We start from the raw sequence: 19429 nt of genomic DNA, 5'->3' as shown, positions 1-19429 counted from the left end.
TGGACCGCTGGACGGCTGCTCTCTCCGATGGTCCTCCTGCCCGCTCCACGCTGCGAGGGCCGCGGAAGGTTGGCTCTCTGCGCAGAAGTCGCGGGTGCGGAGGCGCCCCGGCTTGGCACACTGCGGGGTGTGGAGCTGCGACGGGTGGGCGTGCCGGTGGTCGCGGCCGCGCTGGTGCTGGCCGGCTGCACCGACGACGCCGATCGCCCCGACGAGCCACGGCACGTGACGGTGTCCTGGGCCGAGCATCCGCTCCCCGCGCCCGCCGGCTCCCCCGGGAGGTCCGTGGTCCGCGACGCCGTCCAGTGCGGTGACGGCTGGTGGGTCGTCGGGGCGGTGTTCCTCGACCACCCCAGCGAGACCCGCGACACCCGCCCGGCAGCGTGGTTCTCGAGCGACCGCGAGACGTGGAGGTCCGTCGAGGTCGGTACGACGACGTACTGGGGGCGGCGCGCGATCCTCAACTCCGTCGCCTGCTCGCGCGACCGGGTCGCCGTCGTCGGCGCCCGCTCCGGCGGCGCGCACGGCAACCCACGGGTGACCACGTTCCGCGAGGACGGCGGTGGCGGCCTGGTGGACGTGCCCGCCCTCTTCATCCAGTACGGCGGCGTCACCGCGACCAACGTCGGCCCGATCGCCGGTGGCCCGACCGGGTGGCTGATCACCGGCAACCGGACGTCTGGTCCGGGCGTGTGGTTCACCGACGACCCGAGGGAGTTCACCCGGGTCGAGGAGGAGCCCGGGCTCACCGACGACGGCGACCTCGAGTCGCTCGCCCAGGGCGCCGGCTGGACCGGCGACGAGTGGGTGCTCGTCGGTGCCGGCGCGCGCACCGGTCGGCACCTCGACCAGGACCCGCTCGCGTGGACCTCGCCCGACGGGCTGACCTGGACCCCCGAGGAGATGCCGGCCGCCGACGGCGTGCAGGACGTGCACCGGGTCGTGGCGCTCGACGACGGGCGCGCGCTCGCGGTCGGCCGCAGCGAGGACGGCTTCGCCGCCTGGGTCCGCGACGACGACGGCTGGGGCCAGGCGGTGTCCTTCGGCGCGATCGCGGACTCCTGGCGCGGTGCGCCCTACGTCGCGTCGCTCACCTCGACGCCGCTCGGCGTGCTCGCCACCCTCAGCACCGGCGACCACTACGAGCTCTGGCAGACCGGCGACGGTCGCACCTGGCGGCAGGTCGACGTACCCCTCGAGCCGCAGACGGCGGGCGACCACGCCCTGATGGCCGTGGCGGGCGAGGACCTCCTGCTGGTGGGCGACGCCGGCGACGGCGGGCACGTGTGGAGCGGAGCCGTGAACCCGGTCGAGTAGGCCCCGACCAGACCAGTGGTCCAGTGATCGGTGGTGCCTTCCACGCGGGAGCGCCCGTCGTTTCGGTAACAAACCGGTCACGGCTGCCCTGCGGTATGGACGTGACCACCATCACTCCATATGTTGTCCCGAACAACATATGCGCGGAGGCGTGGCGACCTGCCCTGGACCGACGTGCGATCGAAATCGCTAGGAGGCGGTTCGTGTGAAGCGGAAGCACAGTTTGCTCTTGGTCCCTCTGCTCGGTCTCTCGATGGCGCTGACCGCCTGTGGTGGGGACGACAGCTCGGGCGGGGACAGCGGGAGTGACAGCGGCAGCGGCGACGCCGCCGGCAAGATCGGCGTGATCCTGCCCGACACCGAGTCCTCGGTGCGCTGGGAGAGCGCGGACCGCCCGGCCCTCGAGGCGGCCTTCAAGGACGCCGGCGTGGAGTACGACATCCAGAACGCCGAGGGTGACGCCGAGAAGATGACGCAGATCGCCGACACCATGATCGGCAACGGCGTGACGGTCCTCGCGATCGTCAACCTCGACTCCGAGTCCGGCGCGGCCATCCAGGAGAAGGCCAAGTCGCAGGGCGTCGCGACCATCGACTACGACCGCCTCACCCTCGGTGGCTCGGCGGAGTACTACGTCTCGTTCGACAACACCAAGGTCGGCGAGCTCCAGGGCCAGGGCCTCGCGGACTGCCTCGGTGACAAGGACGCCAACATCGTCTACCTCAACGGTTCGCCCACCGACAACAACGCCACGCTCTTCGCCGAGGGCGCGCACAGCGTGCTCGACAGCATGAGCAACTACAAGGTCGTCGGCGAGCAGGCCGTCCCGGACTGGGACAACGAAGAGGCCGCCACGATCTTCCAGCAGCTCTACACCGCTGCTGACGGCAAGGTCGACGGCGTGCTCGCCGCCAACGACGGCCTCGGCGGCGCGGCCATCAGCATCCTCGAGGGTGCCGGCCAGGCCGGCAAGGTCCCGGTCACCGGCCAGGACGCCACGGTCGAGGGCCTGCAGAACGTGCTCGCCGGCACGCAGTGCATGACGGTCTACAAGTCCGCCACGCAGGAGGCCGGCGCGCTGGCCGACGCCGCGATCGCGCTGGTCAACGGTGACGACGCTGAGACCACCGGCACCACGGTCGACTCCTCCGACGACAGCGAGGTCCCCTCGATCCTGCTGACGCCGCAGGCGATCACCAAGGACAACGTCGGCGACGTGATCGACGACGGTGGCCAGAAGGCCGAGGACGTGTGCGCCGGCAAGTTCGCCGACCTGTGCACCAAGGCCGGCATCTCCTGATCGTCTGATCGGGACAGCTGACCCCCGCGGAACACGACGCCCGGGCCGGATTGCTTCGGCCCGGGCGTCGTCCCCGTCCTCTCGCACAACAAATTCTGCTGATCGGAAGTGGGACCATGGTTCAACCGCTGCTCGAGCTGCGCGGCGTCAACAAGAGCTTCGGCGTGGTGCACGTCCTCCACGACGTGGACTTCGCCGTCTACCCCGGACAGGTCACCGCCCTCGTGGGTGACAACGGCGCCGGCAAGTCGACGCTCGTCAAGATCATCGCCGGCATCTACGGCCGCGACAGCGGTGACTACTCCTTCGAGGGCAAGAAGGTCGAGGTGCACGGCCCGCGCGACGTGGCCGAGCTCGGCGTCGAGATCGTCTACCAGGACCTCGCGCTGTGCGACAACCTCGACATCGTCCAGAACATGTTCCTCGGCCGCGAGGAGGTCAAGGGCCTCGGCCTCGACGAGGTCGCCATGGAGTCCCGCGCCCGCGAGACCCTCTCGTCCCTCTCGGTCCGCACCGTGAAGTCGGTGCGCCAGAGCGTGGCCAGCCTCTCCGGCGGCCAGCGCCAGACGGTCGCCATCGCCAAGGCCGTCCTCTGGAACTCCAAGGTCGTGCTCCTCGACGAGCCGACCGCCGCGCTCGGTGTCGCGCAGACGCGCCAGGTGCTCGACCTCGTACGACGCCTCGCCGACCGCGGCCTCGGCGTCGTGCTGATCTCCCACAACATGGGCGACGTGTTCGAGGTCGCCGACCGGATCACCGCGCTCTACCTCGGTCGCGTGGCGGCCGACGTCCCCGCGAAGGACGTCAGCCACAGCCAGGTCGTGGAGCTGATCACCGCCGGACGCTCCGGTGACCTCGGCATCTCCGAGAACCTCGCGAACGCCTCGGCCTGAAGGAGCCTGACATGTCCGTCGACAACGACACCCAGTCCGCCCCCGCGGCCCAGCCCGCGGGTGGCTTCGACAACGACAACCGCCAGGCCGCGACCATCGGCGACTCGGCGCGCGACTACCTCAACCGCCTCCGCGGCGGCGACATGGGATCGCTGCCCGCGATCCTCGGCCTGATCTTCCTGTTCATCGTCTTCACCTCGCTGCACGACCGGTTCCTGACGACCTACAACATGGCCAACCTGGTCGTGCAGGCCGGCTCCATCTGCGTGATGGCGATGGGCATCGTCTTCGTCCTGCTGCTCGGCGAGATCGACCTGTCCGCCGGTGTGGCGGGTGGCGCGGCCGCCACGATCATCGCGCTGATGATGATCGACCACGACTGGCCGTGGTGGGCGGCGACCCTGGCGGGCATCGCCGTCGGCGCCGTCATCGGACTGGCGATCGGCGCACTCGTGTCCTTCCTGGGCATTCCGTCCTTCGTCGTCACCCTCGCGTTCTTCCTGGCCCTCCAGGCGGTGCCGCTCAAGCTGATCGGCGCCGGCGGCTCGCTGCGCTTCAACGACCCGGTGCTGCGCGGGTTGTCGATCAAGAACGTGCCGATCACAGCGGGGTGGATAGCGGCGATCCTGATCGTGGTCGCCTTCGCGGCGCTGTCGCTCTACAACTTCCGGACGCTCTCGGCCAAGGGCCTGGTCCACCAGCCGTTCGGCGTCGTCATCGTGCGGATCGCCGTCGTGGGCGTCATCGTGCTGGGCCTCACCGCGCTGCTCAGCGCCAACCGCGCGCCGAACCCCAACCTGTTCAACATCAGTGGCATCCCGTGGGTGCTGCCCGTCGTGGTCGCCCTGTTGCTGTTCTGGACCTTCATCCTCACGCGCACCCGCTTCGGCCGGCACCTGTACGCCGTCGGCGGCAACGCCGAGGCCGCCCGACGGGCCGGCATCAACGTCAAGCGCATCCGGATCGCTGCCTTCGTCATCTGCTCCTCGATGGCGGCCATCAGCGGCCTGCTGCTGGCGTCGTACGTCGGCAAGGTGTCGCCGGGCTCCGGTGGCGGCAACGTGCTGCTGTACGCCGTCGGCGCCGCGGTCATCGGCGGCACCAGCCTCTTCGGTGGCCGGGGTCGTGCGATCGACGCGGTGATCGGTGGCCTGGTGATCGCGACGATCCCCAACGGCCTCGGCCTGCTCAACCAGGCGAGCTACATCAACTTCCTCGTCACCGGTGGCGTCCTGCTGCTGGCCGCGAGCGTGGATGCCGTCTCGCGTCGTCGTCGTTCCTCGGCAGGCGTCTAGGTCACGACCATGAGCCCGCAGCAGCGGCGCTCGGGCCTCGGGACCAACCAGGAGGCCGTCCGGCGCCACAACCTCGGCACGTTGCTGCGGCACGTGCACGGCGCCGGCCAGATCTCGCGCGCCGAGCTGACCAGCCTGATGGGGCTCAACCGCAGCACCATCGCGGGGCTGGTCGCCGAGCTGGAGTCGCTCGGGATCTCCGAGCGGACCACGCCCGTGGGCGGGCCCCGGCAGGGAGCCGGGCGTCCGTCCGCAGGCGTCCGCATCGCGGCCGAGGGGCCGTTCGTGATCGCGGTCGACCTCGGGGTCGACCGGGCCGTGGTCGCCCGGGTCGGGCTGGGCGGCCGCGTGCTGGAGCGGGCGCAGGCCCCGGTGCACAGCGACGGCGAGGCGTGGCAGGTCGGCGCCGCCGTGGCGGCCCTGATCCGCCGGGTCGTGGAGGGGGCGCCGCCGACGGCACCCCTGGTCGGGATCGGCATCAGCGTGCCTGGTCTGGTCCGTCGCAGCGACGGCCTGATCCGGCTGGCGCCCAACCTGGAGTGGCACGACGTGTCCTTCGGCGGCATCGTGCTCGCCGCGCTCGGCCTCGACGTGCCGGTCTCGCTCGCCAACGACGCCGACCTCGGCGCCCTGGCCGAGCACATCCGCGGCGCGGCCGTGGGCGTCGACGACCTGATCTACGTCTCCGGCAACGTCGGCGTCGGTGCCGGCGTCATCACCGGCGGCGTCCGGCTCGAGGGCGCTGGAGGGTACGCCGGCGAGGTCGGCCACCTGCGCTTCAACCCGCAGGGCCGGCCGTGCCACTGTGGCAACCGCGGGTGCTGGGAGACCGAGGTCGGTGCCCACGCGATCGCCGAGGCGATCCACTGCCCGCCCGACAAGGTCGCGCAGCTCGACGAGGTGCTCGACGGCTACACCAAGCCGCCGCCGGAGCTGCGGGCCACGGGTGCCGCCCTCGGCCACGGACTGGCGAGCATCGTCAACACCTTCAACCCGCGGCTGATCGTGCTCGGCGGCTACTTCCGCTCGCTCTACCCGCTCGTCCGGGCCGAGGTGAACTCCGCGCTCGCAGACCGCGCGCTCCCCGCGCCGCTGGAGTCGGTCACGCTGGTCCTGCCGGGCCTGGAGTCCGACTCGGCCCTGCTGGGTGCTGCCGAGATCGCGCTCGAGCCGCTCTTCGTCGACCCGGTCGCGGCCCTCGGCTCCGCCCTGGTCGACGTCGGCTCACGCCTGGCTGTCTGAGGGCCAGCCCTCGGGGTCGGCGAGGTCGAGGTCGCCGGCGAACACCGGGCCGAGCGACTGCTCCGCCGCGCCGAGCGCGGCGGCCTGGATGCCGAGGGTGCTGAGCCGCAGCTCCGGACGCACCTGCACCGCAGAGGCGAGGCGCTCGCCCAGGGTCTGTCGGGCGGGCTCCAGCACGAGCTCGCCGAGCGGCGCGAAGTAGCCGCCCAGCACCACGACCTCAGGATCGAGGACGCTGCTGAGCATCGCGAGGCCCAGGCCGATGTCCTGCCCCACGCGCTCGAGCCCGGCGCGCACGGCCGGATCGTCGGCGGCGCGCGCAGCGACGGCTTCGGCGGTGCGCAGCGGGGTGTCGAGCTCGGGCATGCCGACAGCGGCGAGCATCGCGTGCAGCCCGACCGACGCCTCCCAGCAGCCCCGGCGGCCGCAGCCGCACAGCGCGGTGGAGTCGCCGACCGGCATGTGCCCGACCTCGCCCGCAAAACCAGCGCCGCCGCGCACCAGCTCGCCGTCCTGGACGATGCCGGCGCCGATGCCGACGGTGCCGGTGAGGTAGAGCGCGTGCGCCACCCCGACCGCGGCGCCGTGGTGCGACTCGGCGTACGCCGCACAGTTGGCGTCGTTGCTGACGCTGACCCCGCCGCCGGGCACGAGGCCGCCGAGGTCGTCCGCCAGCCCGGCACCCTCGACCGCGAGGTTCGGCGCCCACGCCACCGTCCGGTTGTCGCCCCGCACGAGCGCAGGGACGGCGAGGGTCGTGCCGATGACGGTGCGGCCCGGACCGGCGTGCTCGGCCACGGCGTCGCGGACCAGGTCGGTCAGCGCGTCGGTCGTGCCGGCCGGGCGGCTCTCGCTGAGCAGCACCTGGCCGGCCAGGTCGAGCACGACCGCCGAGACGTAGTCGACGTTCAGCTCCAGCCCGAGGGCCACGAAGCGGTCACCGCGCAGTCCGACCGGGCGGCCCGGCCGTCCTCGGACGCCCGGGCGCGAGCCCCCCTCGCTGACCGCGCCGGCCGCCTCGAGGTCGGCGACGATCACGCTGATCGTCGCCTTGGCGAGGCCGGTCAGCTTGGCCAGCTCGGCGCGCGTCGACGGGCCGTGCTGTCGCAGGGCGCGCAGCACGACGGCCGTGTTCTGCCGACGCAGCCCCTCGGTCCCGGCGGTCGGCCGAGCGGTGGTCACCGTCCTGGTCAGCGGACGCCGTACAGGTGCTCGAGCGCCAGCTGGTCGAGCAGCTCGAAACCACCGCCGCGCTGGGCCAGCACCTCGGGGTCGCCGACCTCGGCGTCGAGCAGCCCGCGCCAGCCCTCGCCGTCGGCGAGCGTCGGGGTCGACAGCTCGGGCACCTTCGCCGCCTCCAGCGCCGCCTGCACCTCCGGGTCGGCGCGGAACGCCTTCACCTTCTCGCGCAGGATGAGGTAGTTGCGCATGTTGGCCGCGGCCGAGACCCAGACGCCGTCCTCGTCCTCGGTGCGCGCGGGCTTGTAGTCGAAGTGGACCGGGCCGTCGTACCCACCGGCGAGGAGGGCGTCGACCACCCAGAACGCGCCGCGCACGTTGCCCGCACCGAAGCGCAGGTCCTGGTCGTACTTCGGGCCGTTCTGGCCGTTGAGGTCGATGTGGAAGAGCTTGCCGGCCCACAGGGCCTGGGCGTAGCCGGCGGCGGCGTTCATGCCGGCCATCTCCTCGTGCCCGATCTCCGGGTTCACGCCGACGAGCTCGGGGCGCTCGAGCCTGTCGATGAACGACAGCGCGTGGCCGATGGTCGGCAGCAGGATGTCGCCGCGGGGCTCGTTGGGCTTGGGCTCGATGGCGAACTTCAGGTCGTAGCCCTGCTCCGTGACGTAGTCGCCGAGGAGGTCGAAGGCCTCCTTCATCCGGTCGAGCGCGACGCGGGTGTCCTGCGAGGCGCCGTACTCGGCACCCTCGCGGCCGCCCCAGGCGACGTACACCTTGGCGCCGAGCTCGGCGGCGAGGTCGACGTTGCGCATCACCTTGCGCAGCGCGAAGCGACGGATGTCGCGGTCGTTGTTGGTGAACGCGCCGGCCTTGAAGACCGGGTGGGTGAAGAGGTTGGTGGTCGCGGTGGTGACCACGAGGCCGGTGTCGGCCAGGCCCTTCTTGAAGCGGTCGATGATCGCGTCGCGGGTGGCGTCGTCGCTGCCGAAGGGGATGACGTCGTCGTCGTGGAAGTTCACGCCGTAGGCACCGAGCTCGGCGAGCTTCTCGAGGGAGTGGACGGTGTCGAGCGGCGGGCGGGTCGCGTCGCCGAACGGGTCGCGGGCCTGCCAGCCGACGGTCCAGAGGCCGAAGGAGAACTTGTCATCGGGGGTGGGGGTGGGGATGTCGGTGCTCATCGGGGTGCCTTTCGTGCTGCTACGGGGTCCAGGGTGCGGTGCGGTCGCGGAGGTCGGCGTAGACCTCGCGCACGTGGGGGGTGGGGTCGGCCTCGAGGACCGTGGTCTCCGGGGCCGGCCACTGCGGCGGCTCCGGCGTCCCGGCGAGGGCCCACGCCGCCTGCCGGGCCGCGCCGAGGGCGACGTACTCCGCCGCGGGCGGCAGGGTCACGGGCGCGCCGAGGACGGCCGGAGCGAGAGCGCGCAGGGCGGCGCTCCTGGTGGCGCCGCCGACCATGAGCAGCCGCTGTGGCTGCTCGCCGGTGGCCGCGACGAGGCGGTCGACGGCGTCAGCGAGGGAGCAGAGCAGTGCCTCGTACGCCGCGCGGGCGAGGTCGGCACGGGTCGTGGCGGGCGTGAGCCCGGTCCAGGTGCCGGTGGCGTCCGGGCGGTTGGGGCTGCGCTCTCCGCCGTAGTAGGGGAGGAGCGTCAGGCCGCCCGCGCCGGGTGCGGCGTCGAGGGCGAGGTCGGCGAGGCCGTCGTGGTCGACGCCGAGCCAGCGGGCCTGGAGGTCGAGGATGCCGGCGGCGTTCATCGTGGTGACCATCGGCAGGAAGCCGCCGCTCGCGTCGGCGAAGCCGGTGACCACGCCGGTGCCGTCGGCGACCGCGGTGGCGCTGACGGCCGACGCGACGCCGGACGTGCCGACCGAGACCAGCACGTCGCCGGGCCGGAGCGCCATGCCGAGGGCGGCGCCCATGTTGTCGCCGGTGCCGCCGGCGAGCAGGGCTCCGGTGCAGGTCTCGCCGGCCGCGGTGCCGGGTGCGACGAGGCGCGGCAGTCCTGCGCCGTGGCCGAGGGCGAGCTCGAGGAGGTCGGGGCGCCACGCGCCCTCGCGGGTCGCGAAGTAGCCGGTGCCGGAGGCGTCGCCGCGGTCGGTGAACGGCTCGGTGCCGGGTGCGGCGAGGTGGTGCGAGACGTGGTCGTGGGGCAACCTCACGCTCGTGACCAACGCCGCCCGCTCGGGCTCGTGGTCGCGCAGCCAGCGCAGCTTGGCGGAGGTGAACGACGCGACCAGCACGCTGCCGATCGCGTCGGCGCAGGCCTGCGGCCCGCCCATCTCGTCGATCAGGTCGCGCGCGGCCTGGGCCGAGCGGGTGTCGTTCCACAGCAGCGCATCGCGGACCGGGGTGCCGTCCTCGTCGAGGGCGACCATGCCGTGCTGCTGGCCCGCGACCGAGACGGAGTCCGCGCGCTCGAGCAGCCCGTCGGTTGCCGCGTCGACCGCGGCCAGCCAGGCCGTCGGGTCGACCTCGGTGCCGGGCGGGTGGGGCGCGGACCGCTCCTCGACGACCGTCCCGTCGTCGGCGTCCACGAGCAGGGCCTTGGTCGACTGGGTCGAGGAGTCGATGCCGAGGACGAGAGCCACGTCACTATTTAGGACGAGTCTCGAACTAAAGTCAAGACCGGTCTGGTCGAGCTGCTGTGTCGGTCGGCCGAGGGTGGCGGCGCACGACATCGAAACGGGCGTGAGAGGTGTCGTACGCCGCCACCCTGGGCGGCCGGATCCCGATTGGATTGCGGAAACCTAATGACCTAAGGTTTCATCCACATCGACGAAGGAGGATGCCGTGCCCCGCGCCGGACTCACCAGCGACCGCGTCACCGCGGCCGCCGCCGACCTCGCGGACGAGGTCGGGCTCGACGCCGTCACGCTGACGGCGCTCGCGAAGTCCTTCGGCGTCGCCGTGCCCAGCCTCTACACGCACGTCCGCAACCCCGCCGACCTGCGCACCCGGGTCGCGCTGCTCGCGCTCGAGGAGACCGCCGACCTCGCCGCCGACGCGCTGGCCGGCGTCAGCGGCCGCGACGCGCTCGCTGCGCTGGGCGGGGTGTGGCGGTCGTACGCCCGTCGCCACCCGGGGCGGTACACCGCTACCCGGCTGCCGCTCGACGCCGAGACCGCGGTCCGCAGTGCCGGCCCTCGCCACGCCGAGCTGGTGCGCGCCGTGCTCCGCAGCTACCACCTCGACGCGACCGACGAGACCCACGCCGTGCGGCTGCTCGGCGCCACGTTCCACGGCTACGCCGCGCTCGATGCCGCCGGTGCCTTCGGCCACGGCGCCGCCTCGCCGACATCCGACGAGACCTGGGAGCGCGTGCTCGACGGCCTCGACACCCTCATCCGATCCTGGGAGACCTCATGACCGACCTCCGCGCCTTCGTCCTGGGCGCGCTCGAGCTCGAGCGCACCGACCGCGGCCTGATGCCCCACCGCCTCCCCGCCTGGGCGCGGGCGCAGACCGACGACCCGCAGCTCCACCTCGTGGAGGCCCAGCCTGCCGGCGTACGGCTCGCGATGCGCACCGCCGCGACCCGGCTCGAGCTCGACGTGCTGCCCACCAAGCGGCAGTACGCCGGCGCTCCCGCGCGCCCCGACGGCTCGTACGACGTGGTGGTCGACGGCGAGCTCGCCGAGCGACTCACCGCTCCCGGCGGCAACGTGCTGCTGGTCGACATGATGACGGGCGCGAACACCTTCGAGCCGGGCGAGCCGACCACGCTGGTCATCGCCCTGCCCGCCGGTGAGAAGGACGTCGAGGTCTGGCTGCCGCACGACGAGCAGACCGAGCTCGTCGACCTGCGCGCGGACGCGCCGGTCGCACCGCTGCCCGCCGCCGGGCCGCGGTGGGTGCACCACGGCAGCTCGATCAGCCACGGGTCGATCGCGACGTACCCCACCGAGACGTGGCCCGTCGTCGCGGCCCGCCTGGCCGGGCTCGACCTGGTCAACCTCGGCCTCGGCGGCAGCGCGCTCCTCGACCCGTTCGTCGCCCGCACGATCCGCGACACCCCCGCCGCCCTGATCAGCCTCAAGCTCGGCATCAACGTGGTCAACCAGGACCTGCTGCGCCGACGCGCCCTCGGCCCGGCCGTCCACGGCTTCCTCGACACCATCCGCGACGGCCACCCCTCCACGCCGATCCGGCTCGTCTCGCCGATCTTCTGCGGCATGCACGAGTCGGTGCCGGGGCCGACGGGCGTCGACATGGCGGGGATGGCCGAGGGCCGCGTCGCGTTCGTCGCCGATGGCGACCCGGCTGCCGTGGCGCGCGGGGCGCTGACCCTCGAGGTGGTGCGCGAGGTGCTCGCCGAGGTCGTCGAGCGTCGCCACGACCCCCTGTTGTCGTACGTCGACGGGCTGGCGCTCTATGGGGCCGCCGACGCCGAGACGCTGCCCCTGCCCGACAACCTCCACCCCGACTCCGCGACGCACCGCCTCATCGGCGAACGCTTCGCGGCACTGGGGGACTGGTAGGCGCGGTCGCTCCCTGAGGGTGGCGGCACCTTGCACCGATCTGCCCGCCCGACGCGCGATCTGCCGCCACCTTGATGGGATTCGGCCGGAGGGTGGCGGCACCTTGCACGGATCTGGCTGCCCGACGTGCGATCTGCCGCCACCCGGGCGGCGGGCTCAGCCCTTCAGCGCTCCGACGATCGCCTGCTCCAGCAGGTCGACGCCGTGGTGGAGCTCGTCCTCGGCGATGGTCAGCGGCGGCGCCATCCGGATCACGCCACCGAGGCCGGGGAGCTGCACGATGTTGATGTGCAGCCCGAGGTCGAGGGCGGCTGACGTGACGGCCCGGCCGAGCGCGTCGGCGGGAGTCTTCGACTCCTTGTCGGTGACGAGCTCGACGCCCTGGAGCAGGCCGCGACCGCGGACGTCGCCGACGACGTCGTACCTGTCGCGGAGGTCGAGCAGGCGGTCGCCCAGCTCCTTGCCCAGCACGCGGGCCCGGTGGGCGAGACCGTCGCGCTCGACCACGTCGAGGACCGTCAGCGCGACGGCGGCGGCGAGCGGGTCGGAGGAGTGGGTCGTGAAGAAGAGGTGGCCGCGCTCGTGGCACCGCTCCTCGATCTCGGCGGTCGTGACGACGACCGCGACGGGCAGCCCGGCGCCGAGGGTCTTGGAGAGGGTGATGATGTCGGGCACGACTCCGTCGCGCTCGACGGCGTACATCGTGCCGGTGCGGCCGAGGCCGGTCTGCGCCTCGTCGACGACGAGCAGCATCCCGCGCTCGCCGCACTTCTCGTGGAGTCGGGCGAGGTAGCCGTCGGGCAGCTCGAGGATGCCGCCCGAGGACAGGATCGGCTCGACCAGGCAGGCAGCGAGGCTGCCGGAGGATTGCCGATCGAGGGTCGCGAAGCCGTACTCCAGCTCGGTCTCCCAGTCGTGGCTGCCGTCGGGGTGGCGGAAGGGGGAGCGGTACGCGTCGGGCGCGGGCAGCGTGAGGTTGCCGACCGGCGGCGGGCCGTAGCCGTGGCGACCCGCGGAGAACGTCGCGCCCGCAGCGCCGGTGGTCATGCCGTGCCACGAGCGGTCGAGCGCGACCACCTCGTAGCGACCGGTCGCGAGCTTGGCCATCTTGATCGCGGCCTCGTTGGCCTCGCCGCCGGTGCTCAGCAGCTGCATCCGCTCCAACGACCCCGGCAGGCTGATCGCCAGGCGGCGCGCCAGCTCGACGACCGGGCGGCTGAGCATCCCGGAGTAGAGGTGGTCGAGCGTCGAGATCGACTCGGTCACCGTGCGCACGACCTCGGGATGCGAGTGGCCGAGGACGGCGCTCATCTGCCCTGAGGTGAAGTCGAGGATCGCGCGGTCCTGCTCGTCGTACACGTAGGAGCCGGCGGCGCGCGCGATCACCCGCGGCGTGAACCCGCCGCCGTAGCGGATCAGGTGCTGCTCGGCGTCCTGCCAGAAGGTGTCGTCGGCCATGTGCGCCAGCCTAGAGTCCCTGCATGGCTCGCTACGGCGCTCAGTTCGGACCGGACATCACCTTCCTCGGCGTGCCCGCGTGCGACCTCGACGACGAGGCGTCGTACGCCGACGCGGACGTGGTCGTCGTCGGCGCACCCTTCGACGGGGGTACGTCGCACCGGCCGGGCACGCGGTTCGGGCCGCAGGCCATCCGGATGACCGACTACCTGCCCCACGACGGCTCGCGGCCCTCGCTCGCGCTGCGCACCGACGGGCTCCAGGACCTGAAGGTCGTCGACGCCGGCGACGTCGAGCTGCCGCCCGGCGACATCGAGACCACCCTCGGCCGGCTCGAGGCCGCGGTGGAGAAGGTGGCCCGAGCGGGCGCGATCCCCGTCGTCCTCGGTGGCGACCACTCGATCGCCTACCCCGACGCCAAGGGCGTGGCCAACGTCCTCGGCCACGGCCGGGTCTCGATGATCCACTTCGACGCGCACGCCGACACCGGCGACATCGAGTTCGGCTCGCTGTGGGGCCACGGCCAGCCGATGCGCCGGCTGATCGAGTCGGGCGCGCTGCGCGGCGACCGGTTCCTCCAGGTCGGGCTCCGCGGCTACTGGCCCGGTCCGGAGACGCTCGACTGGATGGCCGCGGAGAACATGCGGTCCTACGAGATGACCGAGATCGTCCACCGCGGCCTGACCGAGTGCCTGACCGAGGCGTTCGGCATCGCCACCGACGGGTGCGAGGGCGTCTTCCTCTCCGTCGACATCGACGTCTGCGACCCGGGCCACGCACCCGGCACCGGCACCCCGGAGCCCGGCGGCCTCTCCGCCCGCGAGCTCCTCGACTCCGTACGCCGGATCTGCCTCGAGCTGCCCGTCGTCGGCATCGACGTCGTCGAGGTCAGCCCGCCCTACGACCACGCCGACATCACCGCCGCCCTCGCCAACCGGGTCGTCCTCGAAGCCCTCTCCGCGATCGCCCGCAAGCGCCGCGACGAGCGCGATGGCACCACCTGGGACCCCGCCCGGCCGCTGCTCGACCGTTAGCGCAGGATCTCGTACGCGTCGCCGTACACGCTCCAGCGCAGCGGCGGGGTCAGGCCGAGGTTGCCCTCGTGGAGGAAGCGGCGCTGGGCGAGCTCGACGCGGTCGACGTTCTCGTGCGGCGCCTCCTTCTTCATCTCCACGACCCGCTCGTCGAGAAACGCTTCGAGGTACGACGTCTCGCTGCCGCCGGCACCCGGGGTGGCCGCGGAGCGGAGCGCGCGACGACGTACGCCCTTCATCCCGTCGACGCCGTGCACGACCGCGGCGTCGTAGTAGATGAACTGGCCCAGCGCGCCGAGCCCGTCGGACTTCGCGAGCCGCACCGCGGGGCGGAAGTAGCCGGTGTCCCGCTCGCGCTCCTGCGCCCGCTGGAACGCCGGGTCGTGCGCGGCTTTGCGCCACGCCTTCACGAACGGACGCCCGAGGCCACGGTGCGAGTCCGTGTCGTTGACGCGCCGCAGGGCCGGGAGGAAGCGGGCGAGGCGGTTGCCGGGCTTCGCGCGGGTGTAGGCGCGCACCACCCGGAGCATGTCGCCGGTGCCCGAGCAGAAGCCGATGATCCCGGCGGTGTAGCCGCGGCCGTCGCCGATGTCCTCGATGTAGGAGAACTGCGCGCGCCAGTCCAGCGAGGAGTTCTCCGCGCTGGAGACCAGCTCCATCGCGATCTCCTTGGTGGCCGGGGCGGCCAGGTCGCCGGTCGCGGCCTGCGCCGGTGGTGGCAGCAGCGCGACGAGGAGCAGGGGGAAGGCCACGAGGAGGCGCATCACCCGCTCACCGTACCGACGCTCCGCTCGAGGCGGATCCGCCCGTGGCAGAGCACCCTGTGGTGGGGCGTGGGGCCGGGACACGCTGGCGGCATGACCATGAACACCACATCGGAGCGCATCGAGGACGAGCTGGTCCGCCGCCTCATGCACCAACGCATCATCGTGCTGGGCGAGGAGCTGCGGGAGGGCAACGGCAACCGGCTGATGCACCAGCTGCTGCTCCTCTCGGCCGAGGACCCCCGCGCCGACATCAGCCTCTGGATCAACTCACCCGGCGGCTCGGTCTCCTCGATGCTCGCGATCCACGACGTCATGCAGCTGATCCCGAACGACGTGAGCACGCTCGCGATGGGGATGGCCGCCAGCGCCGGGCAGTTCCTGCTCTCCGCCGGCACCCCTGGCAAGAGGTACGCCCTGCCTCACGCGCGGGTCCTGCTCCACCAGGGCTCGGCCGGCATCGGCGGCACGGCCGTCGACATCGAGATCCAGGCCGACGACCTGCGCCACACCCGCGACACGGTCCTGGGCCTGATCGCGGGCCACACGGGCCAGGACCGCGACACCGTCGAGCAGGACTCGCGGCGCGACCGGTGGTTCAGCGCCGAGCAGGCGCTCGACTACGGATTCGTCGACCAGGTGATCACCACCGTCGACCACGTCACCCCCGGGCGTACCCGCTCCGTCGGCCTGGCAGGTGCGCGATGAGCACCTACACGATCCCGTACGTCGTCCAGCAGACGCCGAAGGGCGAGCGGACCCTCGACCTCTACTCCCGCCTGCTGTCCGAGCGCATCGTCTACCTCGGCACCGGGATCGACGACGGCGTCGCCAACGCGGTCATCGGGCAGCTGCTCCACCTGTCGTCGGAGAACCCGGACCTCCCGATCAGCCTGTACATCAACTCACCCGGTGGCTCGATCGACGCGATGCTGGCGATCTACGACGCCATGCAGTTCGTCCGGCCCCAGGTCGAGACGGTCTGTGTCGGGCAGGCCGCGTGGACGGCGGCGGTGCTGCTCGCCGGCGGCGCGCCGGGACGGCGTGCGATCCTCCCGCACGGCCGGGTCGTGCTCCACCAGCCGGCGACGCAGGGCCGGGGCACCGTGCCCGACCTCATCCTCGAGGCAGACGAGGTCGCGCGCGTGCGTCTGGTGCTCGAGGAGATCCTCGCCCAGCACACCGGGCGCACGCCCGAGCAGATCCGGCAGGACACCGACCGCACGCTCGTGCTCCCGGGCGCGGCCGCGGTGGAGTACGGCATCGTCGACACCGTGTTCCGCGAGCAGGGACCGGCGATCGTGTGACGTGAGGTCAGGCGGCGAGGGCGAGCGCCTGGGGTCGCGACACCCGGGTGGCGAGCTCGCGCACGCCCAGGTCGAGCGCCCCGGCGATCGCCTGCAGCATCTCCGACGACGGGTCCTTCAGGCCCCGCTCGACCTCGGAGAGGTACTGCATCGAGACGCCGGCCCGCTTCGCGACGTCGACCAGCCGCTCGCCGCGTTCAGTGCGCTCGCGGTGCAGCTCACGGCCGACGAGCTCGCGCCACAGTGGCTCGGGTGCCTCGACTGGTTGGTCCACGCCCCGCTCGGGGAACCTCACGATCTCGCCCATGCTCCGACCGTAGCCAGCCGTACGCCGACCGGGCTACGGGTTCCGCTCACAGCAGAACGGCTCAGAGGCCGAGCCCCAGCAGGCCGAGCGGCTCGGTCATCTCGGTCTCCTCGTAGAGGAAGTGCGACTCCAGGTCGCTCCGCAGCTCGGCGACGGCGTCGACCAGCTCGGGCACCCGCGACGGGTCGGCCAGAACCGCGAGCGCCAGCTCGTCGACCCGCTCGAGGTGCTCGTGGACGACGAGGTGCTCCTCGGCCAGCCGCGTCGCCACCGGTGCGTACGCCGCCAGGGTGGCCACCGCGGGGAACATGCTCTGGTCCTCGATCGAGTGGTGCATCGTCAGGAACCGGCAGACCTGCCGGCAGAGGCCGGACACCTGCTGGGCGGACAGCTCCGGCCCGAGCCGGTGCAGGCTCTCGCGCACGGCGGCCACACCATCCTCGCCGCCCTCGCCGTCGCCGTCCGCGAGCGCCGCGACTGCCCGGCCGAGCTGCGCCAGCTGGCTCCGGAAGTGGTCGTGGATCATCCGCAGGTGCTCGCCGGCCAGGCGCTGCCGCGGTGTGAGGTCGACCGATCCCGACACCCGCGGCCGGGTGGAGTCGTCGATGGGCGGCACGACGAGGAGCCTACGGGCGGCCGGGAAGTCCGAGCGCCGGGTTTGGCGCACCTCGGCCGCGGGCACCACATGGGTCAGACAGCGAAGCCGACGGACGGAGCAACGATGCAGGTCACACCGGAGGACTTGTGCGGCCTCGCCGACACCTGCCTGGCCGAGTCCCGCGAGCTCAACACCGGCTGGAGCGGCCAGGCGGCTGCGCTGCAGGTCGACTCGGGAGCAGCCGGCAACTCGTCAGGCGGGCCGGGCTTCGTCGCCGCGCACACCTCGACGCTGGACGCCGGCGACGTCGCCATCGGTCGCCTCGCCGCCGTGCTCGAGGCCGACATGGACGACCTCTACACCTGCGCGTTCGACATCTCGGCCCAGGACGAGGAGGCGGCGCGGGTCAGTCGTGCCACCGCCGCTGAGGTGACCGACAACCCGTTGCTCCGCGTGATCCTGGGGGTGAAGTGATGGGCCAGGGGATCTGGGAGCTCGCCGAGCAGGCGGCCGACCTCGAGACGGCGGCCAACGGCTGGGACGACGTGGCGAGTGCGCTGACGGGTTCCGGCGACACCTTCAACGCCAAGGCTGGTGCGGTCATGGCAGCGGGCTGGGAGGGCCGGACGGCCGAGTCCTTCGACTCCCACCGGCGCCAGCTCGTCTCCTCCCTGGACACGGCCGGCGACGTGGCGCGCGCGGTGGCGGAGGTCCTGCGTGACGGAGCGGGCGTGGTCCGCGTCGCCCAGGCCCACCTGGACAACTCGTGGGCCTCGGTCTCCGGCATCCGCCACGTCGGCTTCGGCACCTGGGTGCAGTTCTTCCCCGAGGACGAGGCCGAGGAGGAGCGCATCCGGAGCGCCGAGGCCGACGCCCAGGACATCCGGGCCGACGTCGACGCGCAGCTGGCCCGGGGCTCGGCGTCGTTCCAGGCCCTCCGGGCTCAGTGGGACGACATCGCCTCCACGTGGGAGAGCGTCGCCGACGGCAGTGCCGACGGCTTCGACGTGCCCGAGGAGAGCGGCGAGCCCGGGATCATCCACAACGGTGACCAGACGATCGTCAACACCGGCGACGGCGACGACACCGTCACGGTGTGGACCAACCCCGACACGGGCGTGACCTTCGTGATCGTCAACGGCGTGCCCTACCGGGTGCCTCCGGGCCAGGAGGTCGTGGTGCGCACCGGCGACGGCAACGACACGATCACCGTCCAGAGCGGCGACGACGTGCGCGTCACCGTGGCGGGCGGCGAGGGCGACGACGTCGTACGGGACCGCTCCGGCGGCGACAACACCCACCTGGGCGGCGACGGCCGCGACAGCATCGACGCCGGCGGCGGCGACAACTACGTCTCCGGTGGTGCCGACCGTGACTACCTCGACGGCCAGGGTGGCGACGACGACGTCTACGGCGGCCACGGCGACGACACGGCCTACGGCGGCGACGGCGACGACACGGTCTCCGGTGGCGAGGGCAAGGACTACCTCGAGGGCGCCGAGGGCGACGACTCCGTCATCGGCGGCGCGGGTGACGACACGGTCTCGGGGGGACGCGGCGACGACACGCTCGTCGGCGGCTCCGGCGACGACGTCCACTACGCCGGCCGCGGCGACGACACGACCTACGGCGGCTCCGGGAGCGACACGTCCTACGGCGAGGAGGGCGACACCGACGCCGACGACGTCGAGACCCAGACCACGGTCAACATCCAGCTCGACGACCTCTCCGACTTCATCAAGATCGAGGGGTCGCCCGAGTTCGTCGCGCGGGTGCGGGCCGACCTCGACCTGCTTGCCGCGTCGCCCACCGGGCAGCAGATGCTCGCGGCGCTCCAGGACCAGCACGACAACTCCGGCTTCCTCGGCATCAACCGCGACACGGTGACGATCCGGGAGCTCAGCGAGGACAACAACTACGCCCACGGTGACGGCACCATCGAGTACAACCCGCACCGCCAGGGCGGTGGCGAGGGCCGGCCGCCCATCGCCGGGCTCTACCACGAGATGGCACACATCTATGACTTCTTCAGCGAGAACTTCGACGACACCCCCTACAACGGTGACGACGTGGTGGACCACGGGGTCAACCAGGGCGAGCGGACGGCCGTCGGACTGACCGTCGACCACGACCACGACCCGAGCACGCCGGAGATCGTCGACCCCGACCACCCGGAGGTGCTCACCGAGAACGGGTTGCGTGATGAGATCGGCTGGGAAGACCGTGAGAGCTACAACTGAGCCGTCAGCTCAGCCACCA

At 72.4% G+C, this 19429-nt stretch carries 19 protein-coding genes; 12 read left to right on the top strand and 7 right to left on the bottom strand.

All coding sequences use genetic code 11. The annotated features are described in order from the left end of the window. The first annotated feature begins 129 nt into the window (after window positions 1-129). The 5 genes from J2X46_RS08935 to J2X46_RS08915 all read left to right on the top strand — a co-directional run bounded on the left by J2X46_RS08935 (window position 130) and on the right by J2X46_RS08915 (window position 6047). Complete coding sequence (locus tag J2X46_RS08935) at window positions 130-1317, top strand: hypothetical protein (RefSeq protein WP_310249356.1); 1188 nt, start codon at window positions 130-132, stop codon at window positions 1315-1317. Between the two features lie 229 nt (window positions 1318-1546). Next, window positions 1547-2617 (top strand): substrate-binding domain-containing protein, encoded by a 1071-nt coding sequence (locus J2X46_RS08930; protein ID WP_310249353.1) that lies wholly within the window; start codon window positions 1547-1549, stop codon window positions 2615-2617. A gap of 116 nt (window positions 2618-2733) precedes the next feature. Further along, window positions 2734-3510 carry an ATP-binding cassette domain-containing protein gene (locus tag J2X46_RS08925; RefSeq protein WP_310249350.1) on the top strand — a complete coding sequence of 259 codons (777 nt, stop codon included), beginning with the start codon at window positions 2734-2736 and terminating at the stop codon, window positions 3508-3510. Between the two features lie 11 nt (window positions 3511-3521). Next, on the top strand, window positions 3522-4805 hold the full coding sequence (locus J2X46_RS08920) for an ABC transporter permease subunit (protein ID WP_310249348.1): 1284 nt from the start codon (window positions 3522-3524) through the stop codon (window positions 4803-4805). Window positions 4806-4814: 9 nt separating this feature from the next. Then, entirely contained in the window at window positions 4815-6047 is a 1233-nt protein-coding gene (locus tag J2X46_RS08915) for an ROK family protein (protein WP_310249345.1), read from the top strand. Here J2X46_RS08915 and J2X46_RS08910 read toward each other — a convergent pair. From J2X46_RS08910 to J2X46_RS08900, 3 genes are read right to left on the bottom strand one after another with little or no spacing between them, the layout of a single operon-like run. Further along, entirely contained in the window at window positions 6030-7229 is a 1200-nt protein-coding gene (locus tag J2X46_RS08910; RefSeq protein WP_310249342.1) for an ROK family transcriptional regulator, read from the bottom strand. The genes J2X46_RS08915 and J2X46_RS08910 overlap by 18 nt on opposite strands. Before the next feature lie 8 nt (window positions 7230-7237). Further along, complete coding sequence (gene xylA, locus J2X46_RS08905) at window positions 7238-8404, bottom strand: xylose isomerase (protein ID WP_310249340.1); 1167 nt, start codon at window positions 8402-8404, stop codon at window positions 7238-7240. Between the two features lie 19 nt (window positions 8405-8423). Beyond that, complete coding sequence (locus J2X46_RS08900; RefSeq protein ID WP_310249338.1) at window positions 8424-9812, bottom strand: FGGY family carbohydrate kinase; 1389 nt, start codon at window positions 9810-9812, stop codon at window positions 8424-8426. A gap of 202 nt (window positions 9813-10014) precedes the next feature. Between J2X46_RS08900 and J2X46_RS08895 the strand changes: the two genes are divergently transcribed. Together J2X46_RS08895 and J2X46_RS08890 are read left to right on the top strand one after the other, a co-directional pair. Beyond that, window positions 10015-10590 carry a WHG domain-containing protein gene (locus J2X46_RS08895; RefSeq protein WP_310249335.1) on the top strand — a complete coding sequence of 192 codons (576 nt, stop codon included), beginning with the start codon at window positions 10015-10017 and terminating at the stop codon, window positions 10588-10590. Then, window positions 10587-11702, top strand: coding sequence for an SGNH/GDSL hydrolase family protein (locus tag J2X46_RS08890; RefSeq protein WP_310249332.1), 1116 nt, complete (start codon window positions 10587-10589; stop codon window positions 11700-11702). Before J2X46_RS08895 ends, J2X46_RS08890 begins: the two co-directional genes overlap by 4 nt. Before the next feature lie 156 nt (window positions 11703-11858). Here the strand turns inward: J2X46_RS08890 and J2X46_RS08885 are convergent, their stop codons facing one another. Next, window positions 11859-13160 carry an aspartate aminotransferase family protein gene (locus J2X46_RS08885; protein ID WP_310249329.1) on the bottom strand — a complete coding sequence of 434 codons (1302 nt, stop codon included), beginning with the start codon at window positions 13158-13160 and terminating at the stop codon, window positions 11859-11861. Window positions 13161-13183: 23 nt separating this feature from the next. On the opposite strand from J2X46_RS08885, the gene speB reads away from it, so the two are divergent. After that, the gene (gene speB / locus J2X46_RS08880; protein WP_310249327.1) at window positions 13184-14194 is read left to right on the top strand and encodes an agmatinase; all 1011 of its coding nucleotides are present in this window, start codon (window positions 13184-13186) and stop codon (window positions 14192-14194) included. Here the strand turns inward: speB and J2X46_RS08875 are convergent. Further along, entirely contained in the window at window positions 14191-14958 is a 768-nt protein-coding gene (locus J2X46_RS08875; RefSeq protein ID WP_310250691.1) for a chitosanase, read from the bottom strand. The genes speB and J2X46_RS08875 overlap by 4 nt on opposite strands. Before the next feature lie 93 nt (window positions 14959-15051). Between J2X46_RS08875 and J2X46_RS08870 the strand changes: the two genes are divergently transcribed. Next, a complete protein-coding gene (locus J2X46_RS08870; RefSeq protein WP_310249324.1) occupies window positions 15052-15666 on the top strand; it encodes an ATP-dependent Clp protease proteolytic subunit in 615 nt (204 codons plus the stop codon). Further along, complete coding sequence (locus J2X46_RS08865; RefSeq protein ID WP_310249322.1) at window positions 15663-16265, top strand: ATP-dependent Clp protease proteolytic subunit; 603 nt, start codon at window positions 15663-15665, stop codon at window positions 16263-16265. Before J2X46_RS08870 ends, J2X46_RS08865 begins: the two co-directional genes overlap by 4 nt. 7 nt (window positions 16266-16272) lie before the next feature. Here the strand turns inward: J2X46_RS08865 and J2X46_RS08860 are convergent, their stop codons facing one another. Further along, on the bottom strand, window positions 16273-16572 hold the full coding sequence (locus tag J2X46_RS08860) for a helix-turn-helix transcriptional regulator (RefSeq protein ID WP_310249319.1): 300 nt from the start codon (window positions 16570-16572) through the stop codon (window positions 16273-16275). Window positions 16573-16633: 61 nt separating this feature from the next. Then, entirely contained in the window at window positions 16634-17188 is a 555-nt protein-coding gene (locus tag J2X46_RS08855) for a hemerythrin domain-containing protein (RefSeq protein WP_310249316.1), read from the bottom strand. 105 nt (window positions 17189-17293) lie between these two features. Here J2X46_RS08855 and J2X46_RS08850 point away from each other — a divergent pair, with 105 nt between their 5' ends. Both J2X46_RS08850 and J2X46_RS08845 read left to right on the top strand, forming a co-directional pair. Further along, window positions 17294-17644: a hypothetical protein gene (locus J2X46_RS08850; RefSeq protein ID WP_310249315.1), complete on the top strand. Its 351-nt coding sequence runs from the start codon at window positions 17294-17296 to the stop codon at window positions 17642-17644. Continuing rightward, entirely contained in the window at window positions 17644-19410 is a 1767-nt protein-coding gene (locus J2X46_RS08845; RefSeq protein WP_310249313.1) for a M91 family zinc metallopeptidase, read from the top strand. Before J2X46_RS08850 ends, J2X46_RS08845 begins: the two co-directional genes overlap by 1 nt. The last annotated feature ends 19 nt before the right edge of the window (window positions 19411-19429 follow it).

The organism is Nocardioides sp. BE266 (assembly GCF_031457855.1).
Lineage (GTDB): Bacteria > Actinomycetota > Actinomycetes > Propionibacteriales > Nocardioidaceae > Nocardioides.
This window is presented reverse-complemented; position numbering and strand designations above follow the sequence as displayed.